The organism is Nesterenkonia maliinae (assembly GCF_051262655.1).
Taxonomy (GTDB): domain Bacteria; phylum Actinomycetota; class Actinomycetes; order Actinomycetales; family Micrococcaceae; genus Nesterenkonia.
Genome location: NZ_JBIMEY010000001.1, coordinates 95,097 through 121,511, shown reverse-complemented (window position 1 = coordinate 121,511; position 26,415 = coordinate 95,097). Strand labels below are relative to the sequence as shown.

Below are 26,415 nucleotides of genomic sequence, written 5' to 3'. Positions count from 1 at the left end.
CGACGGCTCTGGGACCGTGGTGCCGGAGGCGTGTCATTGCTGCTGATGGTCGGCCTCCGGAAGTTCTCGTCGTTCGTCCCAGGGCCAGAACACGCCGGTGACGCGACCCAGGATGCGGTCTTCGCTGATCATACCCCCGCCGGGTGCCCCCAGCAGTGCCCGAGAATCCACCGAATCCTCGCGGTTGTCTCCCATGACCCAGAGGCGACCGGGCGGCACCTGAGCCTCGAAGCTCAGCTCGGAGGCGGGACTCTCCGCTGTGACCTCGCGGCCCAGATAGGGCTCTTCCACAGGTTCAGCGTTGATGGTGAGCTGCCCGGAGTCGGTGCAGCAGGCGACGATGTCGCCGCCGGTGCCGAGCACCCGCTTGACATAGGTCGCAGGCGGTGTGGCGAGGCCGAACCAATGCCCGACCCGTGCCCCGAGCTGCTCGAGGGTCGAGCTGCCGCCCTCATAGGGGGTGAAGGAGCCTTCGCCGTCGAACACGATCACGTCTCCGCGCTGAACGCCGGACCCTCGGGGGTAGTCCTTCTCGACCACGATGCGCTCGGCGTCGGCCAGGGTCGGCGCCATCGAGACCTGGGAGACGGCGTAGACATCGACCACGAACAGTCGCAGCCCGGTGGCCACGAGCACCGCGATGGCGGCGGTCACCAGCACCGCCACCCAGGGACGGACGCCATGGAGACGGGGAACGTTCTTCAGACGCCGAGAACCCCGAGCCGTCGAGTCAGACTCGGAGGGCTCGGGGTTCTCTGCGCTATTCATAAGACGTACAGGCTCTCAGCGGTGCGCCGAGGCTGATCCGCAGATCAGGCCTCGGTGACCTCTTCGACCTTCTCGCCCTGCTGGCGAGCAATGGTGGACTCGCGCTTTTCCTTGATGCGTGCGGCCTTGCCATGGCGATCGCGCATGTAGTAGAGCTTGGCGCGACGGACGTCACCGCGGGCGAGGACCTCGATCTTCTCGGTCACCGGGGAGTGCACCGGGAAGGTGCGCTCCACGCCGACGCCGAAGGAGACCTTGCGGACCGTGAAGGTCTCGCCGACGCCATGGCCCTGGCGACCAAGGACGTAGCCCTTGAAGACCTGAACACGGGTGTTCTTGCCTTCGACGATGTTCACGTGCACGTTGACGGTGTCGCCGGGGCCGAACTCCGGGATGTCGGTGCGCAGGCTGGCTGAGTCGATGAAATCAAGCTTATGCATATGCTTCTCCTTGGACGGCTGCCACAGGTCACTCGTCCGGGTTGCGACCTCTTGGGGCCGGTGCGCAAGGCATCGGCCACGCCGACATCGGCGCAGGTCAAAGCGTGTGAATCCGGATCGGGATGATTTCCCTCTCCGGCGGCCTGTCTGTTGACGGTCATCCCCCATGGCAGATGACGCCGCCCAGCAGGCACGGTGGTCAATTCTATGTCAGATTCTGTTCCCGTGCGACCACGTGTTTGGCCCACAGATCAGGGCGCAGCTTCCTGGTGCGGAGGTCCTGCTGCTTCGCGCGCCAGGCGGCGATCTTCGCGTGGTCCCCGGAGAGCAGGATCTCGGGCACATCGACCCCGCGCCAGCGCGCGGGCTTGGTGTACACGGGGTATTCCAGGAGGCCGTCGGCGTGGGACTCCTCCGCCAGCGACTCCGGGTTGCCCAGCACCCCGGGGATCAGCCGGGTGATGGCTTCGACCATGACGACGACGGCGGACTCGCCGCCGTTGAGCACGTAGTCCCCGATGGACATGGGGCGCACCTGGAAGTGCTCCGGCGCCCAGTCCATCAGCCGCTGATCGATGCCCTCGAAACGTCCGGGGGCGAAGACCAGGTGCTCTGCCTGGGCGAGCTGCTGCGCGGTCCGCTGGGTGAGCACCTCGCCCGCAGGGGTGGGGATGATCAACACGGGTGGTTCCGCTGACGGGGTCTCGCGCTGGGCCAACACATGTTCCAGGGCCAGCGCCCACGGCTCGGGCTTCATCACCATGCCTGCGCCGCCGCCGGTGGGGGTGTCATCGACGCTGCGGTGCTTGTCGAAGCTGAAGTCGCGCAGCTGGTGACGGTGCAGGGTGAGCAGCTCCTCGCGCTGGGCCTTCCCGATCAGGGAGAGGTCGAGGACGTCGAAGAACTCGGGGAAGATCGAGATGAGGTCGATCCGCATGGCGCGCCTACTGCTCAGAAGAGGCCGGGCGGCGGGGTCAGCACGATGCGCTGATTCTCCACATCCACCTCGGGCACGAGCTCTTCGACGAAGGGCACCATCACCTCGTCACCGCTGCTCGCGGTGACCACGAGCAGATCCTGCGCGGTTCCGGTGATGAGCTCCTTGAGCGTGCCCAAGGGCTCCCCCGAGGAGTCCACGCAGGCGAACCCGGCGAGCTCGTGGCTGTACCAGCCGTCGTCGTCGGAGTCCTCCTCCATCGGCACCTCGACGTAGAGCGTGGAGCCGCGCAGCGCCTCGGCACTGTCGCGGTCGTTGATCTCGCGGAAGCTCAGCAGCGCGATGCTCTTGTTCCAGCGCTGTCGGGTGACGGTGAGCAGGGTGGTGATCCGATCCTGCGTCTGGTCCCCGGCGATGCGGATGATCACCGAGCCGGGCGCGAGGCGCACCTCGGGCTCATCGGTGAAGAGTTGGGCAGTGACCTCGCCACGGATGCCGTGGGGCTTGCCGATGCGAGCGACCCGCAGGCGCTCTGCCGAATCTGGCAGTGCCTGCGGGTCGGTCTCATGTGCTTCCTGGCCTGGGGCGCCAGCAGTCATGGTGCAGTCCTCGAATCCGTCAGCGGCTGCGGTCGGTATCGACCACGTCCACGCGGACATCGCCCCCACCAGGGAGGGCGGAGACCACAGTGCGCAGTGCCTTGGCGGTGCGCCCGGCCCGGCCGATCACTCGACCGAGATCATCCGGATGAACTCGCACCTGGAGGACGTCGTAGCGACGTCCGCCCTTACGGCGGACATCGACGTCATCGGGTGCGTCCACGATTCCGCGGACCAGGTGTTCGAGCGCGTCACTCAGCACTGCATCAGCTCCCATGATTACTCTGCGTTCTCCTGCGAGGCAGACTCAGCTGCATCGTCGGCAGGAGCCGGAGCCTTGGTCTTCTTCTCCTGGATGACTGAACCCTTCGAAGGAGCGAAGAACTCCTCCTTCGGGGCCTTGGTCCGCAGAGTGCCCTCAGAGCCTTCGAGGCCCTTGAACTTCTGCCAGTCACCAGTGACCTTCAGCAGTGCATTGACCTGCTCGGTGGGCTGGGCGCCCACGGAGAGCCAGTACTGAGCGCGCTCGGAATCGATCTCGATCAGCGAGGGCTCCTGCGTCGGGTCGTACTTGCCGATCTGCTCAATGGCGGCACCATCCCGCTTGGTGCGGGAGTCGGCGACGACGACGCGGTAGAACGGTGCACGGATCTTGCCCATGCGCTTCAGACGAATTTTAACTGCCACTTGAGTGGTCCACTCCTGTTTCTTGTTTCAGGGGCGCGGTCAGGCATCTGATTGCGTGGGGACGTGCTGCACAATCGATGCGACCACTTCAGAACATTGTCCCTACGGGGGGTTTAGAGGGTGCCCTCCGTCGAACAAAGTACCTGCCTATTGTGCCAGAGATCGGCCGAACACGCGATCTGAGGACTTGTCGGTCCTGATCAGCGCAGGCCGGGTCTGATCTGGCCAGCTCAGCGCAGGTACTTCTCGAATCCCTTGGGCAGGTTCAGGTCCTCGGGCTTGAGATCCTTGGTGCCGGCCCCGAAGCTGGAGCCGTCCATCCGCTTGGCCGCACCCTGGGTGCGCTTGAGCTCCGCCTCGCGAGCCTCCTGGGCCGCCTTCGCCGGATTTCCGGACTTCTTCTTGGGCTTGGGCTGGGGCTTGCGCTTCTTCGAGGCGCCTCCGCCGGCACCCATGCCGGGCATGCCGCCCATCCCCGGCATTCCGCCGCCGCCGGGCATCTGCGGCATTCCTCCGCCGCCGGCCATCTTCTTCATCATCTTCTGCGCCTGGGTGAAGCGTTCCAGGAGCTGGTTGACCTCCGAGACGTGCACGCCGGAGCCCTTGGCGATGCGCGCACGGCGAGAGCCGTTGATGACCTTGGGGACGTTGCGCTCATACGGGGTCATCGAATAGATGATGGCCTCGACCCGACCGATGGAGGATTCGTCGAACTGCTCCAGCTGCTGACGCATCCCCTGGGCGCCTGGCATCATGCCCAGCAGCTTCTTCATCGAGCCCATCTTCTTGAGCTGCTGCATCTGGCCCAGGAAGTCGTCGAGGGTGAAGTCCTCCTGGTCGGCGAACTTCTGCGCCATCTTCTCGGCCTCGCCGCGGTCCCAGTTGGCCTCGGCCTGCTCGACCAGGGAGAGGATGTCGCCCATGTCGAGGATCCGGCGAGCCATCCGGTCCGGGTGGAAGACCTCGAAGTCCTTGAGTCCTTCACCGGTGGAGGCGTACATGACGGGCTTGCCGGTGACCGAGGCGACCGAGAGCGCGGCACCGCCGCGGGCATCGCCGTCGAGCTTGGTGAGCACCACGCCGGTGAAGTTCACGCCCTCGTTGAAGGCCTGCGCGGTGGTGACCGCGTCCTGACCGATCATCGCGTCGATCACGAAGAGGGTCTCGTGGGCGCCCACGGCAGCCTTGATGTCCGCGGCCTGGCGCATCAGCTCGGCGTCGACGCCGAGACGGCCCGCGGTGTCGATGATGATGACGTCGTGGAGCTTGCTGCGCGCCTCGGCCAGACCATCGGTGGCCACCTTGACCGGATCACCGGAGGCGGACTCGAACTCGGAGGAGACACCCGGGTGCGGAGCGTAGACCGGGACCCCGGCCCGCTTTCCGCCGACCTGCAGCTGGGTGACCGCGTTGGGACGCTGAAGGTCACAGGCGACCAGCATCGGGGTGTGCCCCTGGTTCTTCAGGTGATGCGCCAGCTTCCCCGCCAGCGTGGTCTTGCCCGCACCCTGGAGGCCGGCGAGCATGATCACCGTCGGCGGGTTCTTGGCGAACGCCAGCTCACGGGTCTGCCCGCCGAGGATCCCGACGAGCTCCTCGTTGACGATCTTCACGACCTGCTGACCCGGGTTCAGCGCCTGGGCCACCTCGGATCCCAGAGCGCGCGCCTTGACCTTGGCGATGAACTCGCGGACCACCGGCACGGCGACATCGGCATCGAGCAGCGCCCGGCGGATCTCCCGCGCGGTGCCGTCGATGTCGGCCTCGGAGAGCCTCCCCTTGCCGCGGAGGTTCTTGAAGGTGGCGCTCAGGCGATCGGAGAGGGAGTTGAACACGTCTGGGATGTCCCTTTGGTCGTGGATGGTGGCTGCGCAGCGCGAAGCAGAGTGCGTCCACAGCGCAGTGGATGTACCGAGGCTCTAGAGTATCAATGTGCGATGGATAGACCTTCACCCCAGTGCCAACCTGTCCGACTTCGGCGAACCCGACACAGCCGGTGCGTCTTCGGCCGCAGACGTGGTGGACGCGGCACTTGCCATGCACCGTTCAGCCCTGAACGCCAGCGCAAGGGCGCATCTGGCTGCCGCCCACGCCTGGACCTCGACGGTCTCGACCCAGCCGGGTGGTCCGTCACCCGCCACGACTCTGCGCGAGAAGGACGCTGCCGCCCACCTGCGGCGGATGCAGTCCTTCGCGGAGCTGATCGAGGTGCTCGGGGAGCGCGGAGAATCTGCCTCGCGCGGCGGAGCCGGGCTGAGCGCCTCTGGCATCGCCGAGATCTCGGTGCCCGAGCGGACCGAGCAGGAGTTTCTCGGATCACCGGTACACGCGGTCAAGGACGCACTCGAGTCCGCGGCGGCGCTGCCCTCCCCCGAGTTCGGGGTCTCGCGGCCGCGACTGTCACTGCGTGTCGGACTGATCTCTGGCCCACGACTGAGTGCTGGCGTGTTCGGTCTTGCCGACATCTTCGAGATCGACGCCGAGAACTGGGCGGACTTCGATGAGGGCATCGACCTGCTGCTGATCGGTTCGGATGCCTCCCTCTCGGATGAGCTGCTCATCGAATCGGTCATTCCCCATTTCCGAGGGCGCGCGGTGCCCACCGCGTACTTCTCCGCCGTCGGCCCGGATGCGGTCGACGAGACCCTCGAAGTCGTGGAGACCTGCGACTGGGTGTTCGCCGTCGACCATGATGTCGCGGACCTCTATCGGGAGATCGGCAGGTCCGGCCCGCAGGTGACCACTGTCGCGCTCCCGGTGAGTCCCCAACTGCACAATCCGGTGGGAACCCGCCGGGCAGGCACTGATCTGCTGGCGTTCATCGGCCTGGACCAGGCGTACCGGCCGGCAAAGATCCGTGCCGCACAGTCGACCGGCCCGCTCTTCGACGGAGCCCTGGCGTCTGGGCGACCTGTGGCGCTGTTCCGTCCGGCTGCGGAGGAGTCTCCGCGTCCGTCGCGATGGACTGTGCCGGCAGAGTATGCCCCGTGGACGCTCTCACCCACGGAGGTGCCGGGCCTGGACGGGATCATCGAGACGGCGAAGCTGCAACGTTGCATGGACGTCGGTCTGGCGGTCAATACGGTGGCCAACTCACAGACGCTGCTGGACAGCCAGGTGCTGCAGCTGCAGGCTGCCGGGACCATGGTGCTGGCCACCTACAACCAGGGTGTGAACTCCTACTACCCGAACGTCTACATCGCGAACACCGCGGAGGACGTGGCGAAGACGCTGCAGTACATGGACGCCGAGGAGCTGCGCCGGGTTCAGGGCGATGGCATCCGACAGGTCTTCACGGCGCATCACGGCGTGGATGTGCTCGCCACGATCGCCCGCGCGATCGGCCTGGAGGTGGACATTCCCACTGATCGCGTGCTGGCGGTGGCCGAGGAGATCACCGACGAGCTCCGAGACGACATCGCGCGCCAGACCCATCCGGCGCTCGCGCTGACCACGTGGGCCGAGCTCAGCCAGTGGCACCCGGCCAGCGAGAGCTCCGTCGGCGACTTCGACATCCTCCTGCCGGTGAGCGCCTCGCGTCGGTATTCTCCGTTCTACGCCGCCGATCACGTGGCCGCCTTCCGGTACCAGTCGGCGCCCATCACCACCAAGCTGCGGGGAACTGTGAAGGAGACCGATCACGCCGCCCACCAGCACAGGTCCGGCGTCGAGGAGCTGTCGCTCTCCGCCTGGTGGCGACCTGCGACGAGCCTGCTGCGCTCCGCAGATGAGCTGGCGTCCGCGGCCTCCGGTGCGAGGGTCTACGCGATCGATCATCTCGGGCATCGTCCGCCCATGATGCGCCGCATCATCGACCCGCAGATCGGGTCCGACCTGGAGAGCGCCAAGCGGGAGTTCAGGGCCGCTGCCGAGGCGGCGAACCTCGAGCTCGCCGTGGTCGTGCCTATCTACAACAACGGCGACCACCTGCGGCACAAGGCCTTCGCCTCGCTGCGCCGATCCGAGATGTTTGATCGGATGCACATCCTGCTGATCAACGACGGCTCGACCGACGCCTCCACCTTCGACACGATCGAAGAGCTCGCACATGCGTATCCGAACGTCTCGGCCTTCCACCACGGGGCAGGCGGGTCCGGTTCTGCATCGAGGCCGCGCAACACCGGTCTGGCGCTGAGCTTCACCGAGTATGTGACCTACCTGGATCCCGACGACGAGGAGCTCGACGACGGCTACCTGGTCCTGCTCGAGGAGCTTCGTGCCCGGCCGGAGGCCGACTTCTCGCTCGGCACGATGGCGGTCTGGACCCATCGGTACAGCGTCCACGACTACCACGCGTGGTTCGCCGCAGGCGTGGAGCACCGGGACGGGCTCGTCTGGCCGCACCGCGACACCCTGCGCACGCTGAACTTCCGACCGGCCTCCATCGAGGCTCTCGTGGTCCGGACCGAATGGCTGCAGGGGCTGGGACTCGTGCAGCCGGTGGGCGCGGTCGGCCAGGACTCCTACTTCTTCCAGCAGGTGATGTACCACGCGCGGGCCTATGTCCCGGTGTACCGCCCGGTCTATACCTACTACGGGGCGGTGGACACCTCGATCGTCAATGTGGTCTCCCCCAAATACTTCCGCAAGTACCTGATCCTGGAACGTGACCGTGCTCAGTGGCTGCGCGAGGTGGGCCTCCTGGAGGACTACATGGAGCAGCGCTTCGAGCTGTTCTTCGTCTCCTGGTATCTCGAGAAGTTCGGGAAGGTCAACCCGGAAGATCGGGAGGAGGCCGCCGGCGTCCTCCGAGAGATCGCCGACGCCTACGGTCCGTTCCGCTGGAGCGACCCTCGTGCGCGGGCGTTCTTCCGGCGGTACTAGAGGGTCTCGCGGCAGCGGTCATCCGCTCAAGCCTCCGATCACGGCGCGCGGGGCCCACATGGCGCTCAGAATTACCTGCTGGGATAGACTCGCCTGCTGTCAGTCACCTTTGGCCGCCGAAGAAAGTGAATCGCCTTGATCAGCAAATCCCCCACCGTCTGTGTCATCGGACTCGGCTACATCGGTCTGCCCACCGCGGCCATCCTCGCCGATCACGGTGTGACCACGATCGGCATGGACGTCTCGGAACGCAATGTCACTGCCGTGAACAACGGTGAGGTTCCCTTCGTGGAACCGGGACTGCGTGAAGTCTTGGAACGCGCGGTGAACAGCGGCTCACTCACCGCGACGATGCAGACTCCTGCCGCGGACGCCTACATCGTCGCCGTGCCGACCCCCTTCACCTCGACTCACTCGGCTGATCTGAGCTACATCGAGGCCGCCGCTGACGGCATCGCCGCGAAGCTCTCCGGCGGCGAGCTGATCATCCTTGAATCGACGTCCCCCCCTGGGGCGACCGAGCACATGGCCGCACGCATCCTCGCGGCCCGCCCCGACCTTGGGCCGGCCGACATCCTGGTGGCGCACTGCCCAGAGCGCGTCCTGCCGGGCAAGATCATGGAAGAGATGATCTCCAACGACCGGATCATCGGCGGTCTGACACCAGAGGCTGCCGAAGCCGCGCGGGATCTCTACACCTCCTTCTGCAAAGGCGAGTTCCTGCTCACCGACGCGCGCACCGCGGAGATGGCGAAGCTCACGGAGAACAGCTTCCGCGACGTCAACATCGCATTCGCCAATGAGCTCTCGGTCATCAGCCATAAGCTGGGCATCGACGTCTGGGAGCTCATCGAGCTCGCCAACCACCATCCGAGGGTCAACATCCTGCAGCCGGGCCCCGGGGTGGGCGGCCACTGCATCGCCGTCGACCCGTGGTTCATCGTCGACGCGGCCCCCGAGCAGGCAAACCTGATCCGCACCGCGCGCCAGACCAACGACGCGAAGCCCGAGTGGGTGCTGGGGCGCATCGAGCAGGCGCTGGAGACCTCTGGCCCGACGGCGACCGTGGCTCTGCTGGGCCTGGCCTTCAAGGCCAACATCGACGATCTGAGGGAATCGCCCTCGCTGCACATCGCGGAGAAGCTCGCACAGCGAGCACCGCAGGCACGGATCCTCGCGGTGGAGCCGCACATCGAGGAACTGCCAGCCTCCCTCGGACAGTTCGAGAACGTGGCGCTCACCGAGCTGGACGAGGCCCTCCAGCGCGCCGACGTAGTGGTGCTGCTGGTTGATCACGACACGTTCAAGGCCCTGCCCGCATCTCGGCTGGGCACCGCCGCGATCATCGACACTCGGGGCATCTGGCGCTGAGGACGCCGCTCGGGCCATTCGCCCAGCACCGCGGTTACACTGAGCGCAGCCACCCTGAGGGCCGCACTGAAGCAGCAGAGACCTATTGAGCCACCGAGGAGCCTGATGACCACCGACTCAGCCACGACGCGTTCCGGCGTCTCCGGAGATCAGCCGGAGAGCGCCGCCGACGGGGACCAGTTGTCACCTGAGGAAGTGGTGGTGGCGCTGCTGCGCCAGCAGGAGACCCTCCTTGCGGAGCTTAGCTGGGCGTACGAGCAGCTCGAGCGTTCCCAGGAGTCGGAGATCGCTGCGCTGAGATCTCGGGTCTCATCACTGGAGTATCGGGTGGCGAAGAAGCTCAAAGGGCGGAGCGCCCCGCAGAACGACACCGGTCCGGTCGCCCCGCCGCACTCGACCAGCGCCCGCAAACGTCTGGATTTCGCCATTCGCCACCCGCGCCGCGCGATCAGCGCCGCAGAGCGACGGCTCCGCGCCCGCAACGAGACACCTGCCGCCCAAGAGGGCCTCACGAAGTGAACCCCCGGCGTCAACGGCAGCCCTTCGACCGGCATTCCCAGCTCGCCGTCGGACGGGCCCGCATTGAGCGGCTGCTGGCCTCACGTAACCCGCTCAAGGAGCTGCGGGACCCAGCGCTGCTGGCTTCCCTGGGCGTCTCAGAATCGTCGCCGTTCCGCGGCGGGGTCGCCCACCCCGACAACCAGCCAGAGTTCATGGGCCCCATCGGTGACCTCCCCAGGCTCGAGAGCGGCGTCGCCAAACCCGCCATGCCCGTGACCGTCGGCGTCTTCGGCGACGACTCGCTCGTGGAGGCCTTCGAGAACAGCGCGGCCATGACAGCCATCGATCCGCTCGACTGGGAGACCGGCGTCCGGAACTCTCACGTCGTGATGATCGGACCCCGCAGCACCCAGTCACGCCAGAGCCGCGGGAAGATCATCGACTACGCCCGGGAACACGCTCTGCCGCTGCTCTATGTGGACCTCGGGACCGCCGCGCCGACCGCAGAGCAGCTCCGACTCGCCGCCCGCTGTGACCAGGTCTTCACCGTCTCCGAGGAGAACGCGGTGCTGTTCCAGGACCCCGGAGCGGGTCACCCCGCCTCATCAGACGCTGCCGCCAGAGCCTGGCTGCCGGATCGAAACCCCGTGGCGATCATCGCGTCCCCGATCAACCCGCTCCGTAGGTCACCCCTCGGTTCACGCCGGGCGCGTCCTGGTCTGGTCACCTATCTGGGGGATCAGGACTCCCGGCTTCCGACCGAGGCCCTGCCAAGCCTGGAATGGATCCTCGACGGAGTCTTGGCCGCCGGTGCTGACCTGCTGATCGGTCCCGAAGCACGCGCCGAGGCCGCGCTGTCGACCAAGTACTGGCCACACGTCCAGGACTGGGTGTCCAACCACCGATGCGAGCTCGACCGGCTCACCGACATCGCAGTGGTGGCGCACACGATCAGCAGCTCCCAGACCGCATTCTCCCCTCGCGTCATCGAGCTGCAGGCTTCAGGCTCCCTTGTGCTCTCCACATACAACCAAGGGGTCAACTCCTTCTATCCGCAGGCTCACGTCGCGAATTCCACGCTGGACGTCGCGTCCATGCTGGAATCCCTGCAGAACACCGACCTGCGTCGGGCGCAGAACGACGGCGTCCGCCAGGTCTTCACGGAGAACCACGCCACTGATGTCCTGCGGCAGATCCTGCGGACCGTCGGCGTGTCTGATCCTGAACCCTCACCCCGGGTGCTTGCAGTCACGGGTGACGCTGACGACACGCTCCGCGCAGAGTTGGCCGCACAGACGGCCGGCGGCGTCGACGTCGTCACCTGGGACCAGGCCCGCGCGCATCCCGATCGATACGACCTCCTGCTCCCGGTGACGTCCGCCCACCACTACGCGTCGACGTATGTTGCGGACCACCTGGCGGCCCTGACCTACCAGTCTGCGTCTGTGGTCCAGAAGCTGGAGCCTGGCACGGCAGATCAGGGCCACCACCACGCGGAGGGCTCCCAGGGCGACCTGGGACTGACCGCGTGGTGGCAGCCCGATGCCGGGGCGGAGCTGAGCCTGGAACACCTGACCCAGCGGCTCGCCGAGGCCCGCGTCTACGTCTCAGAGGAGTCCAGCCACCGACCCCGCAGGCAGGGCTCAGGGCGCCGCACGGTGCAGGAGCTGGCCAGGGGAGATCAGTTCGACGAGGTTCGCCGCGAAGTGGCGCAGACAGTGCGTGAGGAAGACCTCAGGCTCTCGGTCGTGGTGCCGATCTACAACAATGGACCCCACCTGCTGCATAAGGCATTCGCCTCGCTGCTGCGGTCCAGCGCCTTCGCTGACATGCATGTCCTGCTGGTCAGCGACGGTTCCACGGACCCGCGGACCCTGGACACGATCCAGGACCTCGCCGAGGACCATGCCAACGTCACCGCCTTCCACCATGCCAAGGGCGGATCGGGCTCCGCATCGCGCCCACGCAACACCGGGCTCGATCTTGCGCAGACCGAATTCGTGACCTATCTCGACCCGGACAACGAAGCCATAGACGACGGCTATGCCGTGCTCTACGAAGCGATCCGCGAGCATCAGGGCGTGGACTTCGTCCTGGGCAACATGTCGCAGTGGGCCAAGCGCAGGTCGATGCAGCCCTACGCCGAGGTGCTGCAGACGGCGTTCGCCGATGACATCGATGGCGCGGGCAACATCAGCGTTCCGCCGCGTGCGCTCGAGGCTCTGCGCTTCCGGCCCATGGGAATCCAGACAGTCGTGGCTCGCACCGAATGGCTGCAGTCCCTGAACCTGACGCAGCCGGTCGGAGCCGTCGGTCAAGACTCCTACTTCTTCCAACAGATGCTCCATTATGCAAGGTCGATCAGGGCGATCGACATCGGTGTGCACACCTATTACATGGTGGTCAGCAACTCGACGGTCAATACCCTGAATCCGAATTACTTCAAGAAATACCTGCCGCTTGACAAGGCCCGCGCGCAGTGGCTCGATGAAGTTGGACTTTTGGATGCCTATAAAGCAGATCGCCTGGAACCATTCCTGGTCTCCTGGCTATTGCCGAAGCTGAAGCGAGTTAAGCGCGATGAATGGCAAGAAGCCGCCGAGAATCTGGCAGAACTTCTAGGTTATTATGGCGAGTACAAATGGACTCAGCCCACGGCCATCTCATTCTGGGAGGATCTCAACGCCGCCCGTGCACACCGCGGGTAGCCCCGCAGGGTGCACATGCCTGATGTGCCGGCCACCACGGCCTGGACGCCCTGAGGCGGGGCCCGGCCAGCGAATGCCGTGGCGGTCCCCGGACTCAGGGACGGAAGGAATCGCATGCCGCAGATCCCCAAGTCAGTGCATGACCGCATTCCCGGCATAGGGTGGCGCGACCGGAAGCTCTCCTTCCTCGAGACGAGCATCAACCAGCTTGAGCGCGCCCAGACCGCGCAGACGGCAGAGCTGCGAAAGCTCAAGACCGCTCTGGACCAGGAGCGCGCCAGGTGTGCTGCCGCCGATGCCGCGCACGCCGCGGAGCTGACACAGGTCAAGACAACGCACGACGCCCAGCGCGCCACGACGAATGCCGATCATGCGGCGGAACGTGCAGAGGCCGAGGCCGCGCACGCGGAGCAGACCGAAGGCCTCAGGTCGGAGATCGAGAATCTGCGGTCGAAGTATGAGGCGGCAGTCGCAGAGCATCAGCGATTCACGCGACCCTCCTTCAAGGCCATGCTTGTGAACCACCTCGACGCCACCGACATCGCCCGGGCGAACAACTGGCACGCCGCAAGTGCGATCGCCCAGGTCGACCATAAGCTGCACAGCTACGCTCTGGCTGACAGCCTGGGCATCAGCACACCAGAGATCTACAGGGTGTGGAACTCTCTGGAGGACATCGAGTTCAGCGACCTTTCCGTCGACCGCTTCGTCCTCAAGGCCGACGGGGGTCACAGCGGCATCGCCGTCATACCCCTGGCCCGCAACTCGACCGGGTGGCAGACGCTGACCGGCCGGGAACACCTGACTGACGGACGCCCCTCAGAGCGCATGCTGGACCGGCTGAGGCAGGGCAGAGGGCCCTATTTCGCCGAGGAGTTCCTCGAGAGCGCCAGCGAGGCCACTATCCCCGAGGACATCAAGGTCTACACCGCGTACGGACAGGTGCTCCAGGTGCTGGTGATGCGCACAGAGGGCGTGCAGGTGATCAATCGCAAGACCTTCACGCGCAAATACTTCGGTCCTGACGGCGAGGACCTCGGCCCTGTTCTGCCAGGTGCAAACTATGGACCAGACATCCCTCGACCCGCAGGGTGGGACGAGCTGCTCGCCGCGGCGGAGAGTATCTCCATCGCCAAGGGCATGCCGTTCGTGAGGGTCGACCTCTACGCGACCTCACGGGGACCGGTGCTCGGCGAACTGACCTCCACTCCTGGAGGCAGGCAGACCTACTCCCTCGACCACGACGCCCGGCTGGGCGCCGCCTGGAACGACGCCGAGGTGCGGCTGCAGCGCGACGTCGCCCGAGGAAGACCTCCGGGGACTCTCTTCGGAGCAGCCGACTACACCTGGCGGTACCCGCAGTCCGAGCTGGAAGCGCATCCCTCGAGCTGGCCGCGCCCCATCGCAGAGGCACGGCGCTGGTTCACGCCTCCGCCGCAGCAGCCGGCCACTATGGACTGACCATCGGCACACCGTCGGGCGCGGCCCAGGTCAGACCTGCCCCGAAAGCGCCGGTTCCATCCGATCTCTGATCTCAGGGACGGTGGACCGAACGAAGTCCTCCGCAAGGTGACTGTTATCCGAGTAGGTGATGGCACCGCCGATGGTGGCATAGCAGGTGTCCTCTCGGCAGACCAGATCCTCGGTGGGCACGAAGTGGTAGTTCTCCTCGTCCTCGAAGATCTCGGCGGACTGGGTCAGCCAACGATCCCCCACGCGAGTATCCTCCAGAGTCTCGTTGCACGCAGAGAGGTCATCCTCGTTCAGGGCCACACATTCGGGCACAGTCTCCTCGGACTCCTCCTCATGGACCAGACGGGGGGACTCGCCAAAGACCACCACCTCTTTCTCGGCCTCGAGCCAGGCCACGATCGGCTCGTACATCGCCAGTGCCGTCTCGCTGAGCTCATATTCCTCCGCATCCAGACCAAGGTCGCCGCTCGGTCCACCGAACGCGCCATGCATCTGGCTGGCGGCTATGACGACGGTGTCGACGCTCTCATCCTCGGAGATCTGATCGATGATCTCCGCATTGGCCTTGAGGCACTCGCTGGAGTCGTCACCGACCTCACCTCCGCGCGGCGTGCAGGCGGACCTGGTCAGCACCAGAAGCTGCTTGCCCTCATCCTGGGCGATCTCATCGAGCGCCGGGAGCCACATCGTGGCGTGGGAATCGCCGAAGACCGCGATGGTGCCGTCGGCCTCGGACTCCTCTGCCCCGAGCCAGCACTCCTGCACGCCGGGGGTCTCATTGTCTGTCTGGCACCCGGGGAAGGCCTCCTCCTGATACTGCTCCGTCACCACCGCAGGTGAAGGAAACAGACCACGATCCCCGGCGAACGCGTCGCCGCAGTCACCGATGTTCGCCAAGGCTCGGTAGCCGTAGCAGGGGTGGTCCTGCGTGATCGTGGAACCCTCCTCGCTGTTCTCCATGGTCGAGACCGCAGCGATCCCGGAGACGATGACCAGCACCATGCCGGCGCCGGCGGCGACCATCGTGCGCCAGGTGGGCAGCAGGATCTTGGCCCGGCGTATCGGGGTCTCGAAGAACCGGGTGCTGAGCGCGGAGAGCACGATGATCCCCAGGATCAGCAGGACCTTCACATACCAGAACCTGGCGGCCTCACTGATGTAGGGCGAGAAGACCACCACCGGCCAATGCCAGAGGTAGATCGCGTAGGACCAGTCGCCGATCGCCGTGGCGGGGCGCAGCGAGAGCCACCAGTGGATGCCGCTGCCAGGTTCACGTCCGCCGCAGGCCAGCACCAACACCGTTCCCAGGGTCGGTACCAGCGCCGTCCAACCGGGGAACGGGGTGGCGTCGGTGTAGAGGATCGCGGAGCCCAGGATCATCAGGAACCCGACCCAGCCCAGCAGATTTCCCCACTTCCCGGTGAACTGACGGGAGCCCAGCACCAGGGCGGCGATGGCACCGAGCGTGAACTCCCAGATCCGCGTCGGCGTCACGAAATAGGCCTGTGCCGGCGCGACCGCGGTGTAGTAGATGGAGAACATCAGCGAGAACGCCCCCAGCAGGCCGACCACCCAGAGGAACGCCCTACGGATCTGATGGTGCTCAAGGGCAGCACCACCTGACCGCCGCTGCCGGAACGCGAGGAACATCAGCGTCAGCGCAAGAAGCACCGGCCACAGGACGTAGAACTGTTCCTCCACCGACAGTGTCCAGAAGTGCTGGACGGCCGTTGCGCTCTCGTCCGCCTTGGAGTACTCCACCGCGTCGGCGGCGAGGATCCAGTTCTGCACGTAGAGCGTGGAGGCGATGATCTGGCGCAGCGTGGCCTGCCACGCGGTGCTGGGAAGAATCAGAACCGCGGAGATGGCTGTCAGCAGCAGCACGAGCAGACTCAGCGGCAGCAGCCGGCGGATGCGTCGCGCCCAGAACTGACCCAGCCGCACTCCCCCGGTCTTGACCGCCTCTTTGAACAGGTGCGCCGTGATCAGGTAGCCGGAGATCACGAAGAACACGTCGACGCCGACGTAGCCGCCGGTGAGTCGATCGGGCCAGAAGTGGTAGAGCAGCACGACGAGCACCGCCAGTGCCCTGAGACCTTGGATCTCTGGCTGGAAGTGCGCCGGCGTCTTGACCTGCGCTGGCAGCGGACGCCCAGACGGAGTGGCGGTTGCCGAGGGTATCGAAGTCATACTGGCACTGAATCTCTCACCTTGTCCTACGTTGAACGCTGATGCGCCGAACTATTCAACCTCATGGCGGACCGATCGGTGGCATATGAAACGCCGACGAGTCCAAAACTGCACCATACTCCAACCCGCTGGAGCTTCGACGCAGAACCTCATCGTCCTGCATCAGGCCTTGGCCTCCTGCTGTGCGGGTCTGTGACAGACTGGGCCCGTGGATTTTGACGTACTTATTCTGTTCATCGTTCTTGCTGTGACTCTGCTCGGCACCCTGGGATTCTTCCTGGTGCAGGGCGGAAAGCTGCTGCCCAAGGACAAGCGTGAGCAATACCTGACCCAGCGTGACCCGGATGACCTCCCCTCCGGCGGCGTGGACACCCTGGAGGCTCCCACCGAGGACCGCCCGGGGACCGCTGAACCGACCCTCGGCGACGGCGTCGACGTGGTCGAGGAGCCGACGGTCCTTGAACCGACCGTCGAGACTCCCGAGCCGGTGGCAGGTCGTCTGGCGCGGCTGCGCGCCCGACTGACCAAGTCCAACAACATCTTCGGCAAGTCCCTGCTGGCGCTCCTCTCCAGGGATGAGATCGATGAGGACGTCTGGGAAGAGATCGAAGAGGTCCTGCTGATGGCAGACCTCGGCACCGACCCCACCATGGAGCTCGTCGACAAGCTCCGTGAGCGCGTCAAGGTCGAAGGCACCAAGGACCCCGCCGTGGTCAAGGCGATGCTCACCGAAGAGCTCACCGCGCTGGTCGATCCCACGCTGGACCGTCGCCTGACCGTCACGGCCGAGGGCCGCCCCGCCGTCGTCATGGTCGTCGGCGTCAACGGCGTCGGCAAGACCACCACAGTGGGCAAGCTGGCCCGGATGCTGGTGGCCGAGGACAAGGACGTCCTGCTCGGCGCGGCCGACACCTTCCGCGCCGCCGCCGCCGAACAGCTGAGCACCTGGGGTCATCGGGTCGGCGTCCCGACGGTGAAGTCAGACGTCGAAGGCGCAGACCCGGCCTCGGTGGCCTACGAGGCCGTGGACCGCGGCATCGAGCTCGAGGTCGACGTGGTCATGATCGACACCGCCGGGCGCCTGCAGAACAAGTCCAACCTGATGGACGAGCTCGGCAAGGTCAAGCGCGTGGTGGAGAAGAAGTCCGCCGTCGACGAGGTCCTCCTGGTCCTGGACGCCACCACGGGACAGAACGGGCTGAACCAGGCCAAGGTCTTCTCCGAGGTCGTCAACGTCACCGGCATCGTGCTGACCAAGCTCGACGGCACCGCCCGAGGAGGCATCGTCGTCGCGATCCAGCGCCAGCTGGGCGTCCCGGTCAAGCTCATCGGCCTCGGCGAGGGACCCGACGATCTCGCGCCCTTCGACGCCGCCGAGTTCGTGGGCGCGCTGCTCGAAGACCGCTGAGAAGCACTCGGCCTCCTCTCCAAGGAGACCCGGCAACGTGTCCACCACGGAACTCCGCCGCGCGCTAGGACAGAAAACCGCGCAGCAATGAGGCCGTGCCCTCGAGGTGATCGATCATCAGCTGCTTCGCGCGGGCCCCGTCGCCGTCGAGGATCGCCTCGGTGATCGCCAGGTGCTGTTCGTTGGAATGCTCGAGGTTCGCCGGCAGCAGCGGGATCTCGTCCAGCAGCGCGCTGACCCTCGCCCGAGTGTCTGTCACCGCCGTGACCAGCGACTGTGACCCGCCCAGCTCCGCGATCGCGATGTGGAACCGAGAATCCCGGGCCCGATAGCTGCCTCGATCGGCACCCTCCAGATCCGCGAGACACCCCAACAGGTGATCCCGCGCCGAGGGGCTCAGCTGAGCCTGGGCCGCGAGCTCGGCGGCCGCGGGTTCCAGCACCGCCCGGAACACCAGCACGTCCTGGCGCTCGGCCGGCTCCAGCGGCACGCCCCCCTGGCGCGCGGCACTGCGCGCCTGAAGGACGTAGGTCCCGCCATAGCGTCCTCGACGGATGTCGAGGAAGCCCGCCTGCTGCAGCTCCGCGAGCGCCTCGCGCAGCGTCGCGCGGGAGACCCCGAGGTGCTCGGCCAGCTCACGCTCGGCGGGCAGCTTCTGCCCCGGAGGGAAGAGCCCGACCCTGATCGCCTGCAGCAGATGCTCGATCGTCTCCTCGAAGGTGTTGCCCGAACGCACCGGACGCAGCACCGCGTAGGGGTCGCCGAACTCTGCCGCCGTCATCTGGTTCCTCCGGTCCGGCTCGCGCCCTGGTTCACCCTCGGGACTGACCTTGCGACCAGCCCTGGCCATAGCCTACGGGCTGCCTCGCCCCCTCCCCGGGTCAGGGGGCTGCGGTCGACACCCTCTTGACGGTCAGGGGCCGAGGTGTCAGGATTCCGCACAACACCATGGACTGAAAACAGTCCATTGGAGATCTCCCCGCCGGCCCTCATCCACAGAGGTGGACTGCCATGCCGCATGACAAGACCACAGCATCCGCTGCAGATTCCAGCTATCACGAACATCGTCGACTCAAGGCCGGGGCTGCAGGGTGGATCCTGCTCGCCGGACTGGGCGTCTCCTATGTCATCTCCGGGGACTTCGCCGGGTGGAACATCGGGCTGGCCGAGGGCGGTTGGGGCGGTCTGCTGATCGCCTTCATCCTCATGGGCCTGATGTACACCTGCATGGTCTTCGGTCTCGCCGAGATGTCCTCCTCGCTGCCCACCGCGGGGGCGGGCTACGGCTTCGCGCGGCGCGCGCTGGGGCCCCTCGGCGGGTTCGCCACCGGGGTCGCGGTGCTCATCGAGTACGCGGTGGCCCCCGCCGCGATCGCCACCTTCATCGGCGGCTACATCGAGGCGCTGGGCCTGTTCGGCATGACCAACTCCTGGCCGGTCTACCTGGTGACCTACGCGGTGTTCGTCGGCATCCACCTCTACGGGGTCGGCGAGGCGCTGCGGCTGATGTTCGGCATCACCGTGGTCGCGGTGCTCGCGCTGGTGGTCACGGTCTTCGCGCTGATCCCGCACTTCGATGTCGCCAACCTCTTCGACATCGTCCCGGACGACGCCGTGGGCGCCAGCACGTTCCTGCCCATGGGCTACGCCGGGGCGATGGCCGCGCTCGTGTACGGCATCTGGTTCTTCCTCGCGATCGAAGGCGTGCCGCTGGCCGCGGAGGAGACCACGGATCCCGCCCGCGACATGCCGCGCGGGATCATCGTAGCGATGCTGATCCTGCTCGTCACCGGAGCCCTCATGCTGGTCCTGGTTCCCGGGGCGGCGGGCTCCGAGGCGATGAGCAGCTCCGACAACCCGCTGCCCGAGGCGATCCGCGCCGTCGACGGTTCCGGGAGCGCCGTGGCGAGCATCGTGAACTACGCCGGGCTCGCCGGACTGATCGCGAGCTTCTTCTCCATCATCTACGCCTACTCACGCCAGCTCTTCGCACTCTCCCGGGCCGGATATCTGCCGCGCTGGCTCTCGCTGACCGGTGGACACCGGACCCCGTGGGTGGCGCTGATCGTGCCCGGCACCGTCGGCTTCGTGCTGGCGGCTGCCACCGGCGACGGCGGACTGCTGATCAACATCGCGGTCTTCGGCGCCACCGTGTCCTATGTGCTGCTGAACCTCTCGCACATCGTGCTCCGGATCCGGGAACCCGATCTCCCGCGCGCCTACCGCACACCCGGCGGCGTGGTCACCACCGGCATCGCCCTGGTGCTGGCTGTGGTCGCGGTGGTCGCGACCTTCCTGGTCGACGTGCTCGCGGCCTCGATCACCGCAGGGGTGTTCCTGCTCTTCCTGGCCTACTTCTGGTTCTACAGCCGTCATCACCTCGTCGCCAACGCACCCGAGGAGGAGTTCGCGATGCTCGACGACGCCGACACCACGCTGCACTGAGCCCGACTCCCGGACGGCGGGGCTCCCCGAACCCGCGCAGCGCAGCTCTCCAGCCCTCACCCCTGCCACCCAAGGATCGGACCCCGTGACGACATCACCCGCACATCCTCGCAATGACCGCATGCTCACCGTGCCGGAGCTGCGCCAGGAGATCACCGAAGGGCGCATCGACACCGTGGTCCTCGCCTTCACCGATATGCAGGGCCGGCTGCAGGGCAAGCTCTGCCATGCGCAGTTCTTCCTGGACTCGATGCTCGAGGAGGGAGCCGAGGGGTGCAACTACCTGCTCGCGGTGGACACCGAGATGAACACCCCCGGCGGGTACGCGATCAGCAGCTGGGAGGCCGGCTATGGGGACATGAGCTTCGCCATGGACCTGGACACCATCCGACTGATGCCGCACAACCCGGGACAAGTGATGATCCAGTGTGACCTCACCGCCCATGACGGCGAGCTGATTCCGATGTCGCCGCGAGCCATGCTGACCCGTCAGCTCGAGCGCGCCCGGGAGATGGGATATCAGATGCTCACCGGGACCGAGCTCGAGTTCTGCGTCTACAACACCAGCTACGAGGACGCCTGGGACTCGAACTATCAGAGCCTGGTCCCGGCGAACCGCTACAACGTCGACTACAACATCCTGGGCTCCCAACGCGTCGAGCCGCTGCTGCGCGAGATCCGCAACGCGATGTACACCGCGGGGATGACCGTGGAGAGCGCCAAGGGCGAGTGCAACTTCGGCCAGCACGAGATCGCCTTCAGGTTCGACCAGGGTCTGGTCACCGCGGACAACCACGTGGTCTACAAGCTCGCCTCGAAGCAGATCGCCCAGCAGCAGGGGAAGTCGATCACCTTCATGGCCAAGCCCAACGATCGTGAGGGCAGCTCGTGTCACATCCACATGTCGCTGCGCGGACTCGACGGCGAGCTGAGCTTCTGGGACGAGGAGAAGAACGCCCGCAGCGCCGCCTACGACTACTTCATCGCCGGGGTGCTCAAGGGCATGCGCGAACTCTCCATCTTCTACGCCCCGAACATCAACTCCTATAAGCGCTTCGCCAAGGGCAGCTTCGCGCCGACCTCGGTGGCCTGGGGCATCGACAACCGCTCCTGCGCGGTCCGACTGGTCGGAAGCGGCCCGTCCGCCCGGATGGAGAACCGGCTCCCCGGCGGCGACGTCAACCCCTACCTGGCGCTCTCAGCCATGCTCGCCTCGGGCCTCTACGGCATCGAGCATCAGCTGGAGCTGGAACCCATGATGGAGGGCAACGCCTACGAGTCCGACGCCCAGGTGGTGCCCAAGGCCATGCGCGAGGCCCGCGACCTGCTCGCCGGCTCGGCGCTGGCCCGTGAGGTGTTCGGTGAGGAGGTCGTCGAGCACTACGTCCACTACGCCGATGTGGAGCTGGAGGCCTTTGAGTCCGCCGTCACCGACTGGGAGCTGCACCGTGGGTTCGAGCGGCTCTGAGGATCCGGGGAAGAGCCTGCGCCGTCGTCCTCGCATCGCGCTGACCACGTACTACCAGGAGGGATCGTGGGGAGACTGGAGCTCGGTGGCCGCGATCGTGCCCGGCGCCTACGTGGAGGGCATCGCGGCGGCAGGGGGCACCCCGCTGCTGCTGCCCCCGGTCGGCACCGATCCCTCGGTTCTTCGGCTCGTGGACGGGTTGATCGTGATCGGCGGGGTTGATGTGGATCCGCGCTTCTATGGCGCCGACCGGCACGAGCGGACCTCCTCCCAGCCGAGTCGGGACTTACACGACATCGCGCTGACCCGTTCTGCCCTGGAGATGGGTCTGCCGCTCTTCGCAATCTGCCGGGGAGCCCAGATCCTCAACGTGGCGCTGGGGGGCACCCTCATCCAGCACCTTCCCGACATCAACCCGAACGCCGCGCAGTACCAGCCCGGTCCCGGCCGCTACGGAACGGTCCGATTCAGCACCGAACCCGGCAGCCGCTGCGCCAGCCTGCTCGGCGAGAGCGCGGAGTCCCCCTGCTACCACCACCAGGCGCTGGACGAGGTCGCTGAAGGCCTCATCGTCACCGCGCGCGCCGCGGACGGCACGATCGAGGCGGTGGAGACCACGACCGGCGCCTGGACCCTGGGAGTCCAGTTCCACCCCGAGGAGAACCGAAAGGACGCGCGGCTCTTCGAGGGATTCATCGACGTCGCCCGGCGCTTCGCCGCGGAACGAGAACGCTACCCGGACCACCACAGGGGCACCGAGCAGCAGCCCCAGCACCACCGAGAGGACGCAGTGCACCCATGACCGTGACCGAGATTCTGGATCCCGCCACCGAAGAGGTCCTCGAGACCATCGAGTCGGCCTCACTGGAGGAGACCGACGCCGCCATCGCCCGGGCGCAGCGTGCGTTCTCGATCTGGCGCACCGTGGACCCAGCGGACCGCGCCCGGCTGCTGCGGCGCTTCGCCGAGGCGGTGGACGCCGATCTTGAGCATCTCGCCGCCCTGGAGGTGCGCAACGCCGGGCACACGATCGGCAATGCCCGTTGGGAGGCCGGCAACGTCCGCGATGTCCTGACCTACTACTCCGGGACCCCGGAGCGGCTCTCCGGCCGTCAGATCCCCGCCCCGGGAGGGGTGAATCTGACCTTCCACGAGCCGCTGGGCGTGATCGGGGTGATCGTGCCGTGGAACTTCCCGATGCCGATCGCGGGATGGGGTTTCGCTCCGGCCTTGGCGGCTGGGAACACGGTGGTGCTCAAGCCGGCGGAGATCACCCCGCTCACCGCCATCCGGCTCGGTGAGCTCGCCCTGGAGGCCGGCCTGCCCGAAGGGGTGTTCACCGTGCTCCCGGGCAAGGGCTCGGTGGTCGGCGAGCGCTTCGTGACCCACCCGGGGGTGCGCAAGATCGTCTTCACCGGCTCCACCGCCGTGGGCAGACGCATCATGTCCGGCTGTGCGGACCAGATCAAGCGCCTCACGCTGGAGCTGGGCGGGAAGAACTCCAACATCATCTTCGCGGACGCCGACCTGGAGCAGGCGGCCGCCTCCACCCCGGGAGGCGCGTTCGACAACGCCGGACAGGACTGCTGCGCCCGGTCCAGGGTGTTGGTGCAGCGCTCGGTGCTGGACCGCTACCTGGAGCTGCTGGAACCTGCGGTGCGCGCCTTCCAATGCGGTGACCCGCGACTGGAACAGACCGACATGGGCCCGCTGGTCTCCGCCGCGCACCGAGACTCGGTGGCGGCCTACCTCGACGACGACGCACCGATCGCCTTCCAGGGATCCGCGCCCAGCGGGCCAGGGTTCTGGTTCCCGGCGACCGTGCTCACACCTTCACCTGACTCCCGGGCCTTCCACGAGGAGATCTTCGGACCCATCATCGCCGTGGTCCCCTTCGAGGACGAGGCCGACGCCGTGCGACTGGCCAATGACACCGACTACGGCCTCTCCGGCTCCATCTGGACCCGAGACGTGGGACGGGCGCTGCGCGTCTCACGAGGGGTCGACGCCGGAAACCTCTCGGTGAACACACACGCCTCGGTGCGCTACTGGACCCCCTTCGGCGGGTTCAAGCAGTCCGGATTCGGCCGCGAGCTGGGCCCGGACGCCGCCGAGGCGTTCACCGAGACCAAGAACGTCTTCATCTCCAGCAGCTGAGCAGCCCGGGCAGAACATCCCTACACCATTCCCTCGATCAAGGAGCTCCATGCAGATCAACGCCCGACGCCTCGTCGACCGCAGCGCCGTCATCACCGGAGGTGCCAGCGGCATCGGTCTGGCCAGCGCTCGCCGGATGGCCGCCGAAGGTGCCCGCGTCGTCATCGCCGACGTCGACTCGATCGCCGGGGAGCGAACCGCCTCCGAATTGGGAGGACTCTTCGTCAAGGTCGATGTCACCAATGCGGAAGAGGTCGAGGACCTCTACGCACGGACCTACAGCGAGTTCGGCAGCGTGGACATCGCCTTCAACAATGCCGGGATCTCCCCCACCGACGACGCCTCTATCCTCGACACCGGCATCGATGCCTGGCGCCGGGTCCAGGAGGTCAACCTGACCTCCGTCTACCACTGCTGCAAGTACGCGCTGCCCTATATGCAGCGGCAGGGGAAGGGGTCGATCATCAATACCGCGTCCTTCGTGGCGGTGATGGGGGCCGCCACCTCGCAGATCTCCTACAGCGCCTCGAAGGGGGGTGTGCTCTCGATGAGCCGGGAGCTGGGCGTGGAGTTCGCCCGGCAGGGCATCCGGGTCAATGCGCTGTGTCCCGGGCCGGTGAACACGCCGCTGCTGAAGGAGCTCTTCGCCGCGGACCCGGAGAAGGCGGCCCGCCGGCTGGTCCACGTGCCGCTGGGCCGCTTCGCGGAGCCGGAGGAGCTCGCGGCGGCGGTGGCGTTCCTGGCCAGCGATGATTCGTCCTTCATGACGGCTTCCACCTTCCTGGTCGACGGCGGCATCTCCGGGGCCTATGTCACACCGTTCTGAGTCGGAGTCTCTCCCCCGGGGCGCAATATCAAGACCCCGGGGAAAGGTTTAACGTTCCGGAAACATCACGGCGCGCCCGGTGAAACACGAGCCAGCCACCATAGAACTCAGCTCGCATCGGTGAGATTCACCGATGACCTGATGTTTCCTGGAGGGACACATGGAACTTGGATCTCTTGACGTCTGGATGCTTGTGGCAAGCGCGCTTGTCCTGCTCATGACGCCTGGCCTGGCCTTCTTCTACGGCGGTCTGTCTCAGGCCAAGTCCGCCATCAACATGATGATGATGAGCTTCGCGGCCATGGGACTCGTCGCCGTGGTCTGGGCTCTCTGGGGCTCCGCCATTGCAGGTGGAGAGTCGATCGGCGGCCTGTTCGGCAACCCCGCCACCGACTTCGGCCTCTACACCACCCTCAATGAAGCACCCGAGGGCCTGATCGGCATCGGCTTCGGTGCCACCTTCGCCATCATCACCACTGCACTCATCTCCGGCGCGATCGCTGACCGCGCCAAGTTCTCCGCCTGGATGGTCTTCGTGCCGATCTGGGTCACCCTGGTCTACTGCCCGCTGGCCTTCATGGTCTGGGGCGATGGTGGACTCCTCGGCGAGGGCGGCGCCGTCGGCGACGCTGTCGGTGAGGCAGTCGACTACGCCGGAGGCCTCGTCGTTCACATGTGCGCCGGCCTCGCTGCTCTGGTCCTTGCACTGATCCTGGGCAAGCGTCGCAACTTCACCGAACGTTCCTCGCACCGCCCCCACAACACGCCGTTCGTGCTGCTGGGCGCCTCACTCCTCTGGTTCGGCTGGTTCGGCTTCAACGGCGGCGCCGCTGCCGAAGCTGGCGAAGCTGGCCTGATCTGGGTCAACACCCTGCTCGCACCGGCTGCCGCACTGGTCGTCTGGCTCATCACCCAGCGGGTCCGCGGCGAGAAGCCGACCGCTCTCGGTGCCGCATCGGGCATCGTCGCCGGCCTCGTGGCCATCACCCCCGCCTGTGCCCACGTGGACCCGGTCGGTGCCATCATCATCGGTGCCATCTCCGGCTTCGTCTGCTACCTGGCAGTGGGCCTGAAGTACAAGCTCGGCTTCGATGACACCCTCGACGTCGTCGGCCTGCACTTCGTCGCCGGCCTCTGGGGCACCGTGGCCATCGGTCTGCTGGGCCGCGCCGAGCTGATCGACGGCGAGCGCGCCGGCCTGTTCTACGGCGGCGGCATCGGTCTCATGGGCTCGCAGGTCGTCGCAGTGCTGGTGACCCTGGTCTTCACCGTAGTGATGACCGCGATCATCGCCTACGCCATCCACGCCACCATCGGCTTCCGCGTCACCTCCGACGTCGAGACCGTCGGCATCGACCGTTCCGAGCACGACGAGGATGCCTACATCTTCGAGACGGTCAATGGTGCCAGCAAGACCTCGGCTGGGGCACCACGCGAGTGATGACCTCCTAGGTCACCGCTTCGCATCACCGAAGAAGCCTGGGTCCGGTCCATCGAGCATCTCGCTCGATGGACCGGACCCAGGCTTTTTCTGTGCCACAAGGCTTCTGCGGTGCCCCGGGGGTCGGTACCTCGGGATTGGTACCCCGGGATTGGGGCGTCAGGGCCGTTGC

General features: G+C 66.5%; 21 protein-coding genes. 12 read left to right on the top strand and 9 right to left on the bottom strand.

Going from position 1 to position 26,415, the window contains the following annotated elements; all coding sequences use genetic code 11:
- Positions 1 to 33: 33 nt before the first annotated feature.
- From lepB to ffh, 7 genes are all read right to left on the bottom strand, one after another.
- Positions 34 to 768: a signal peptidase I gene (gene lepB, locus ACHAA4_RS00545; protein WP_435772257.1), complete on the bottom strand. Its 735-nt coding sequence runs from the start codon at positions 766 to 768 to the stop codon at positions 34 to 36.
- A gap of 44 nt (positions 769 to 812) precedes the next feature.
- Positions 813 to 1,208 (bottom strand): 50S ribosomal protein L19, encoded by a 396-nt coding sequence (gene rplS, locus ACHAA4_RS00540; RefSeq protein WP_435772256.1) that lies wholly within the window; start codon positions 1,206 to 1,208, stop codon positions 813 to 815.
- A 205-nt stretch (positions 1,209 to 1,413) separates the two neighbouring features.
- The gene (trmD, locus tag ACHAA4_RS00535; RefSeq protein ID WP_435772255.1) at positions 1,414 to 2,145 is read right to left on the bottom strand and encodes a tRNA (guanosine(37)-N1)-methyltransferase TrmD; all 732 of its coding nucleotides are present in this window, start codon (positions 2,143 to 2,145) and stop codon (positions 1,414 to 1,416) included.
- A 14-nt stretch (positions 2,146 to 2,159) separates the two neighbouring features.
- Positions 2,160 to 2,744: a ribosome maturation factor RimM gene (rimM, locus tag ACHAA4_RS00530; protein ID WP_435772254.1), complete on the bottom strand. Its 585-nt coding sequence runs from the start codon at positions 2,742 to 2,744 to the stop codon at positions 2,160 to 2,162.
- Positions 2,745 to 2,763: 19 nt separating this feature from the next.
- The gene (locus ACHAA4_RS00525; RefSeq protein WP_036476533.1) at positions 2,764 to 3,006 is read right to left on the bottom strand and encodes an RNA-binding protein; all 243 of its coding nucleotides are present in this window, start codon (positions 3,004 to 3,006) and stop codon (positions 2,764 to 2,766) included.
- A 17-nt stretch (positions 3,007 to 3,023) separates the two neighbouring features.
- Positions 3,024 to 3,431: a 30S ribosomal protein S16 gene (rpsP, locus tag ACHAA4_RS00520; RefSeq protein WP_435772253.1), complete on the bottom strand. Its 408-nt coding sequence runs from the start codon at positions 3,429 to 3,431 to the stop codon at positions 3,024 to 3,026.
- A gap of 230 nt (positions 3,432 to 3,661) precedes the next feature.
- Positions 3,662 to 5,266: a signal recognition particle protein gene (ffh, locus tag ACHAA4_RS00515; protein WP_435772252.1), complete on the bottom strand. Its 1,605-nt coding sequence runs from the start codon at positions 5,264 to 5,266 to the stop codon at positions 3,662 to 3,664.
- Positions 5,267 to 5,363: 97 nt separating this feature from the next.
- Here ffh and ACHAA4_RS00510 point away from each other — a divergent pair, with 97 nt between their 5' ends.
- The 5 genes from ACHAA4_RS00510 (at position 5,364) to ACHAA4_RS00490 (ending at position 14,296) form a co-directional block, all read left to right on the top strand.
- A complete protein-coding gene (locus tag ACHAA4_RS00510) occupies positions 5,364 to 8,255 on the top strand; it encodes a glycosyltransferase (RefSeq protein WP_435772251.1) in 2,892 nt (963 codons plus the stop codon).
- Positions 8,256 to 8,393: 138 nt separating this feature from the next.
- Complete coding sequence (gene wecC / locus ACHAA4_RS00505) at positions 8,394 to 9,626, top strand: UDP-N-acetyl-D-mannosamine dehydrogenase (protein ID WP_435772959.1); 1,233 nt, start codon at positions 8,394 to 8,396, stop codon at positions 9,624 to 9,626.
- A gap of 105 nt (positions 9,627 to 9,731) precedes the next feature.
- Positions 9,732 to 10,145, top strand: coding sequence for a hypothetical protein (locus ACHAA4_RS00500; RefSeq protein ID WP_435772250.1), 414 nt, complete (start codon positions 9,732 to 9,734; stop codon positions 10,143 to 10,145).
- Positions 10,142 to 12,835: a glycosyltransferase gene (locus ACHAA4_RS00495; protein WP_435772249.1), complete on the top strand. Its 2,694-nt coding sequence runs from the start codon at positions 10,142 to 10,144 to the stop codon at positions 12,833 to 12,835. Before ACHAA4_RS00500 ends, ACHAA4_RS00495 begins: the two co-directional genes overlap by 4 nt.
- A 114-nt stretch (positions 12,836 to 12,949) precedes the next feature.
- Positions 12,950 to 14,296 carry an ATP-grasp fold amidoligase family protein gene (locus tag ACHAA4_RS00490; RefSeq protein ID WP_435772248.1) on the top strand — a complete coding sequence of 449 codons (1,347 nt, stop codon included), beginning with the start codon at positions 12,950 to 12,952 and terminating at the stop codon, positions 14,294 to 14,296.
- 30 nt (positions 14,297 to 14,326) lie between these two features.
- Here ACHAA4_RS00490 and ACHAA4_RS00485 read toward each other — a convergent pair whose 3' ends face one another.
- Positions 14,327 to 16,498 carry an acyltransferase family protein gene (locus tag ACHAA4_RS00485; RefSeq protein ID WP_435772247.1) on the bottom strand — a complete coding sequence of 724 codons (2,172 nt, stop codon included), beginning with the start codon at positions 16,496 to 16,498 and terminating at the stop codon, positions 14,327 to 14,329.
- A gap of 208 nt (positions 16,499 to 16,706) precedes the next feature.
- Between ACHAA4_RS00485 and ftsY the strand changes: the two genes are divergently transcribed.
- Positions 16,707 to 17,906: a signal recognition particle-docking protein FtsY gene (gene ftsY / locus ACHAA4_RS00480; RefSeq protein ID WP_435772246.1), complete on the top strand. Its 1,200-nt coding sequence runs from the start codon at positions 16,707 to 16,709 to the stop codon at positions 17,904 to 17,906.
- A 64-nt stretch (positions 17,907 to 17,970) separates the two neighbouring features.
- Here ftsY and ACHAA4_RS00475 read toward each other — a convergent pair whose 3' ends face one another.
- Complete coding sequence (locus ACHAA4_RS00475) at positions 17,971 to 18,687, bottom strand: FadR/GntR family transcriptional regulator (RefSeq protein ID WP_435772245.1); 717 nt, start codon at positions 18,685 to 18,687, stop codon at positions 17,971 to 17,973.
- 230 nt (positions 18,688 to 18,917) lie between these two features.
- Here ACHAA4_RS00475 and eat point away from each other — a divergent pair, with 230 nt between their 5' ends.
- The 6 genes from eat (at position 18,918) to ACHAA4_RS00445 (ending at position 26,243) form a co-directional block, all read left to right on the top strand.
- A complete protein-coding gene (gene eat, locus ACHAA4_RS00470) occupies positions 18,918 to 20,351 on the top strand; it encodes an ethanolamine permease (protein ID WP_435772244.1) in 1,434 nt (477 codons plus the stop codon).
- Positions 20,352 to 20,472: 121 nt separating this feature from the next.
- Entirely contained in the window at positions 20,473 to 21,819 is a 1,347-nt protein-coding gene (locus tag ACHAA4_RS00465) for a glutamine synthetase family protein (protein WP_435772958.1), read from the top strand.
- The gene (locus ACHAA4_RS00460; protein WP_435772243.1) at positions 21,800 to 22,621 is read left to right on the top strand and encodes a gamma-glutamyl-gamma-aminobutyrate hydrolase family protein; all 822 of its coding nucleotides are present in this window, start codon (positions 21,800 to 21,802) and stop codon (positions 22,619 to 22,621) included. The genes ACHAA4_RS00465 and ACHAA4_RS00460 overlap by 20 nt, the downstream gene beginning before the upstream one ends.
- Entirely contained in the window at positions 22,618 to 23,976 is a 1,359-nt protein-coding gene (locus ACHAA4_RS00455; protein WP_435772242.1) for an aldehyde dehydrogenase family protein, read from the top strand. The genes ACHAA4_RS00460 and ACHAA4_RS00455 overlap by 4 nt, the downstream gene beginning before the upstream one ends.
- Before the next feature lie 49 nt (positions 23,977 to 24,025).
- Positions 24,026 to 24,802: a 3-oxoacyl-ACP reductase gene (locus tag ACHAA4_RS00450; RefSeq protein WP_435772241.1), complete on the top strand. Its 777-nt coding sequence runs from the start codon at positions 24,026 to 24,028 to the stop codon at positions 24,800 to 24,802.
- Between the two features lie 160 nt (positions 24,803 to 24,962).
- The gene (locus ACHAA4_RS00445; RefSeq protein WP_435772240.1) at positions 24,963 to 26,243 is read left to right on the top strand and encodes an ammonium transporter; all 1,281 of its coding nucleotides are present in this window, start codon (positions 24,963 to 24,965) and stop codon (positions 26,241 to 26,243) included.
- Positions 26,244 to 26,415 lie beyond the last annotated feature (172 nt).

Coding starts and splice junctions, on each gene's coding strand:
- ACHAA4_RS00445 (WP_435772240.1), top strand. CDS start 24,963: ATGGAACTTGGATCTCTTGACGTCTGGATGCTTGTGGCAAGCGCGCTT.
- ACHAA4_RS00485 (WP_435772247.1), bottom strand. CDS start 16,498: ATGACTTCGATACCCTCGGCAACCGCCACTCCGTCTGGGCGTCCGCTG.
- rplS (WP_435772256.1), bottom strand. CDS start 1,208: ATGCATAAGCTTGATTTCATCGACTCAGCCAGCCTGCGCACCGACATC.
- eat (WP_435772244.1), top strand. CDS start 18,918: ATGCCGCATGACAAGACCACAGCATCCGCTGCAGATTCCAGCTATCAC.
- ACHAA4_RS00500 (WP_435772250.1), top strand. CDS start 9,732: ATGACCACCGACTCAGCCACGACGCGTTCCGGCGTCTCCGGAGATCAG.
- ACHAA4_RS00475 (WP_435772245.1), bottom strand. CDS start 18,687: ATGACGGCGGCAGAGTTCGGCGACCCCTACGCGGTGCTGCGTCCGGTG.
- lepB (WP_435772257.1), bottom strand. CDS start 768: ATGAATAGCGCAGAGAACCCCGAGCCCTCCGAGTCTGACTCGACGGCT.
- trmD (WP_435772255.1), bottom strand. CDS start 2,145: ATGCGGATCGACCTCATCTCGATCTTCCCCGAGTTCTTCGACGTCCTC.
- rimM (WP_435772254.1), bottom strand. CDS start 2,744: ATGACTGCTGGCGCCCCAGGCCAGGAAGCACATGAGACCGACCCGCAG.
- ACHAA4_RS00455 (WP_435772242.1), top strand. CDS start 22,618: ATGACCGTGACCGAGATTCTGGATCCCGCCACCGAAGAGGTCCTCGAG.
- ACHAA4_RS00450 (WP_435772241.1), top strand. CDS start 24,026: ATGCAGATCAACGCCCGACGCCTCGTCGACCGCAGCGCCGTCATCACC.
- ACHAA4_RS00490 (WP_435772248.1), top strand. CDS start 12,950: ATGCCGCAGATCCCCAAGTCAGTGCATGACCGCATTCCCGGCATAGGG.
- ACHAA4_RS00465 (WP_435772958.1), top strand. CDS start 20,473: ATGCTCACCGTGCCGGAGCTGCGCCAGGAGATCACCGAAGGGCGCATC.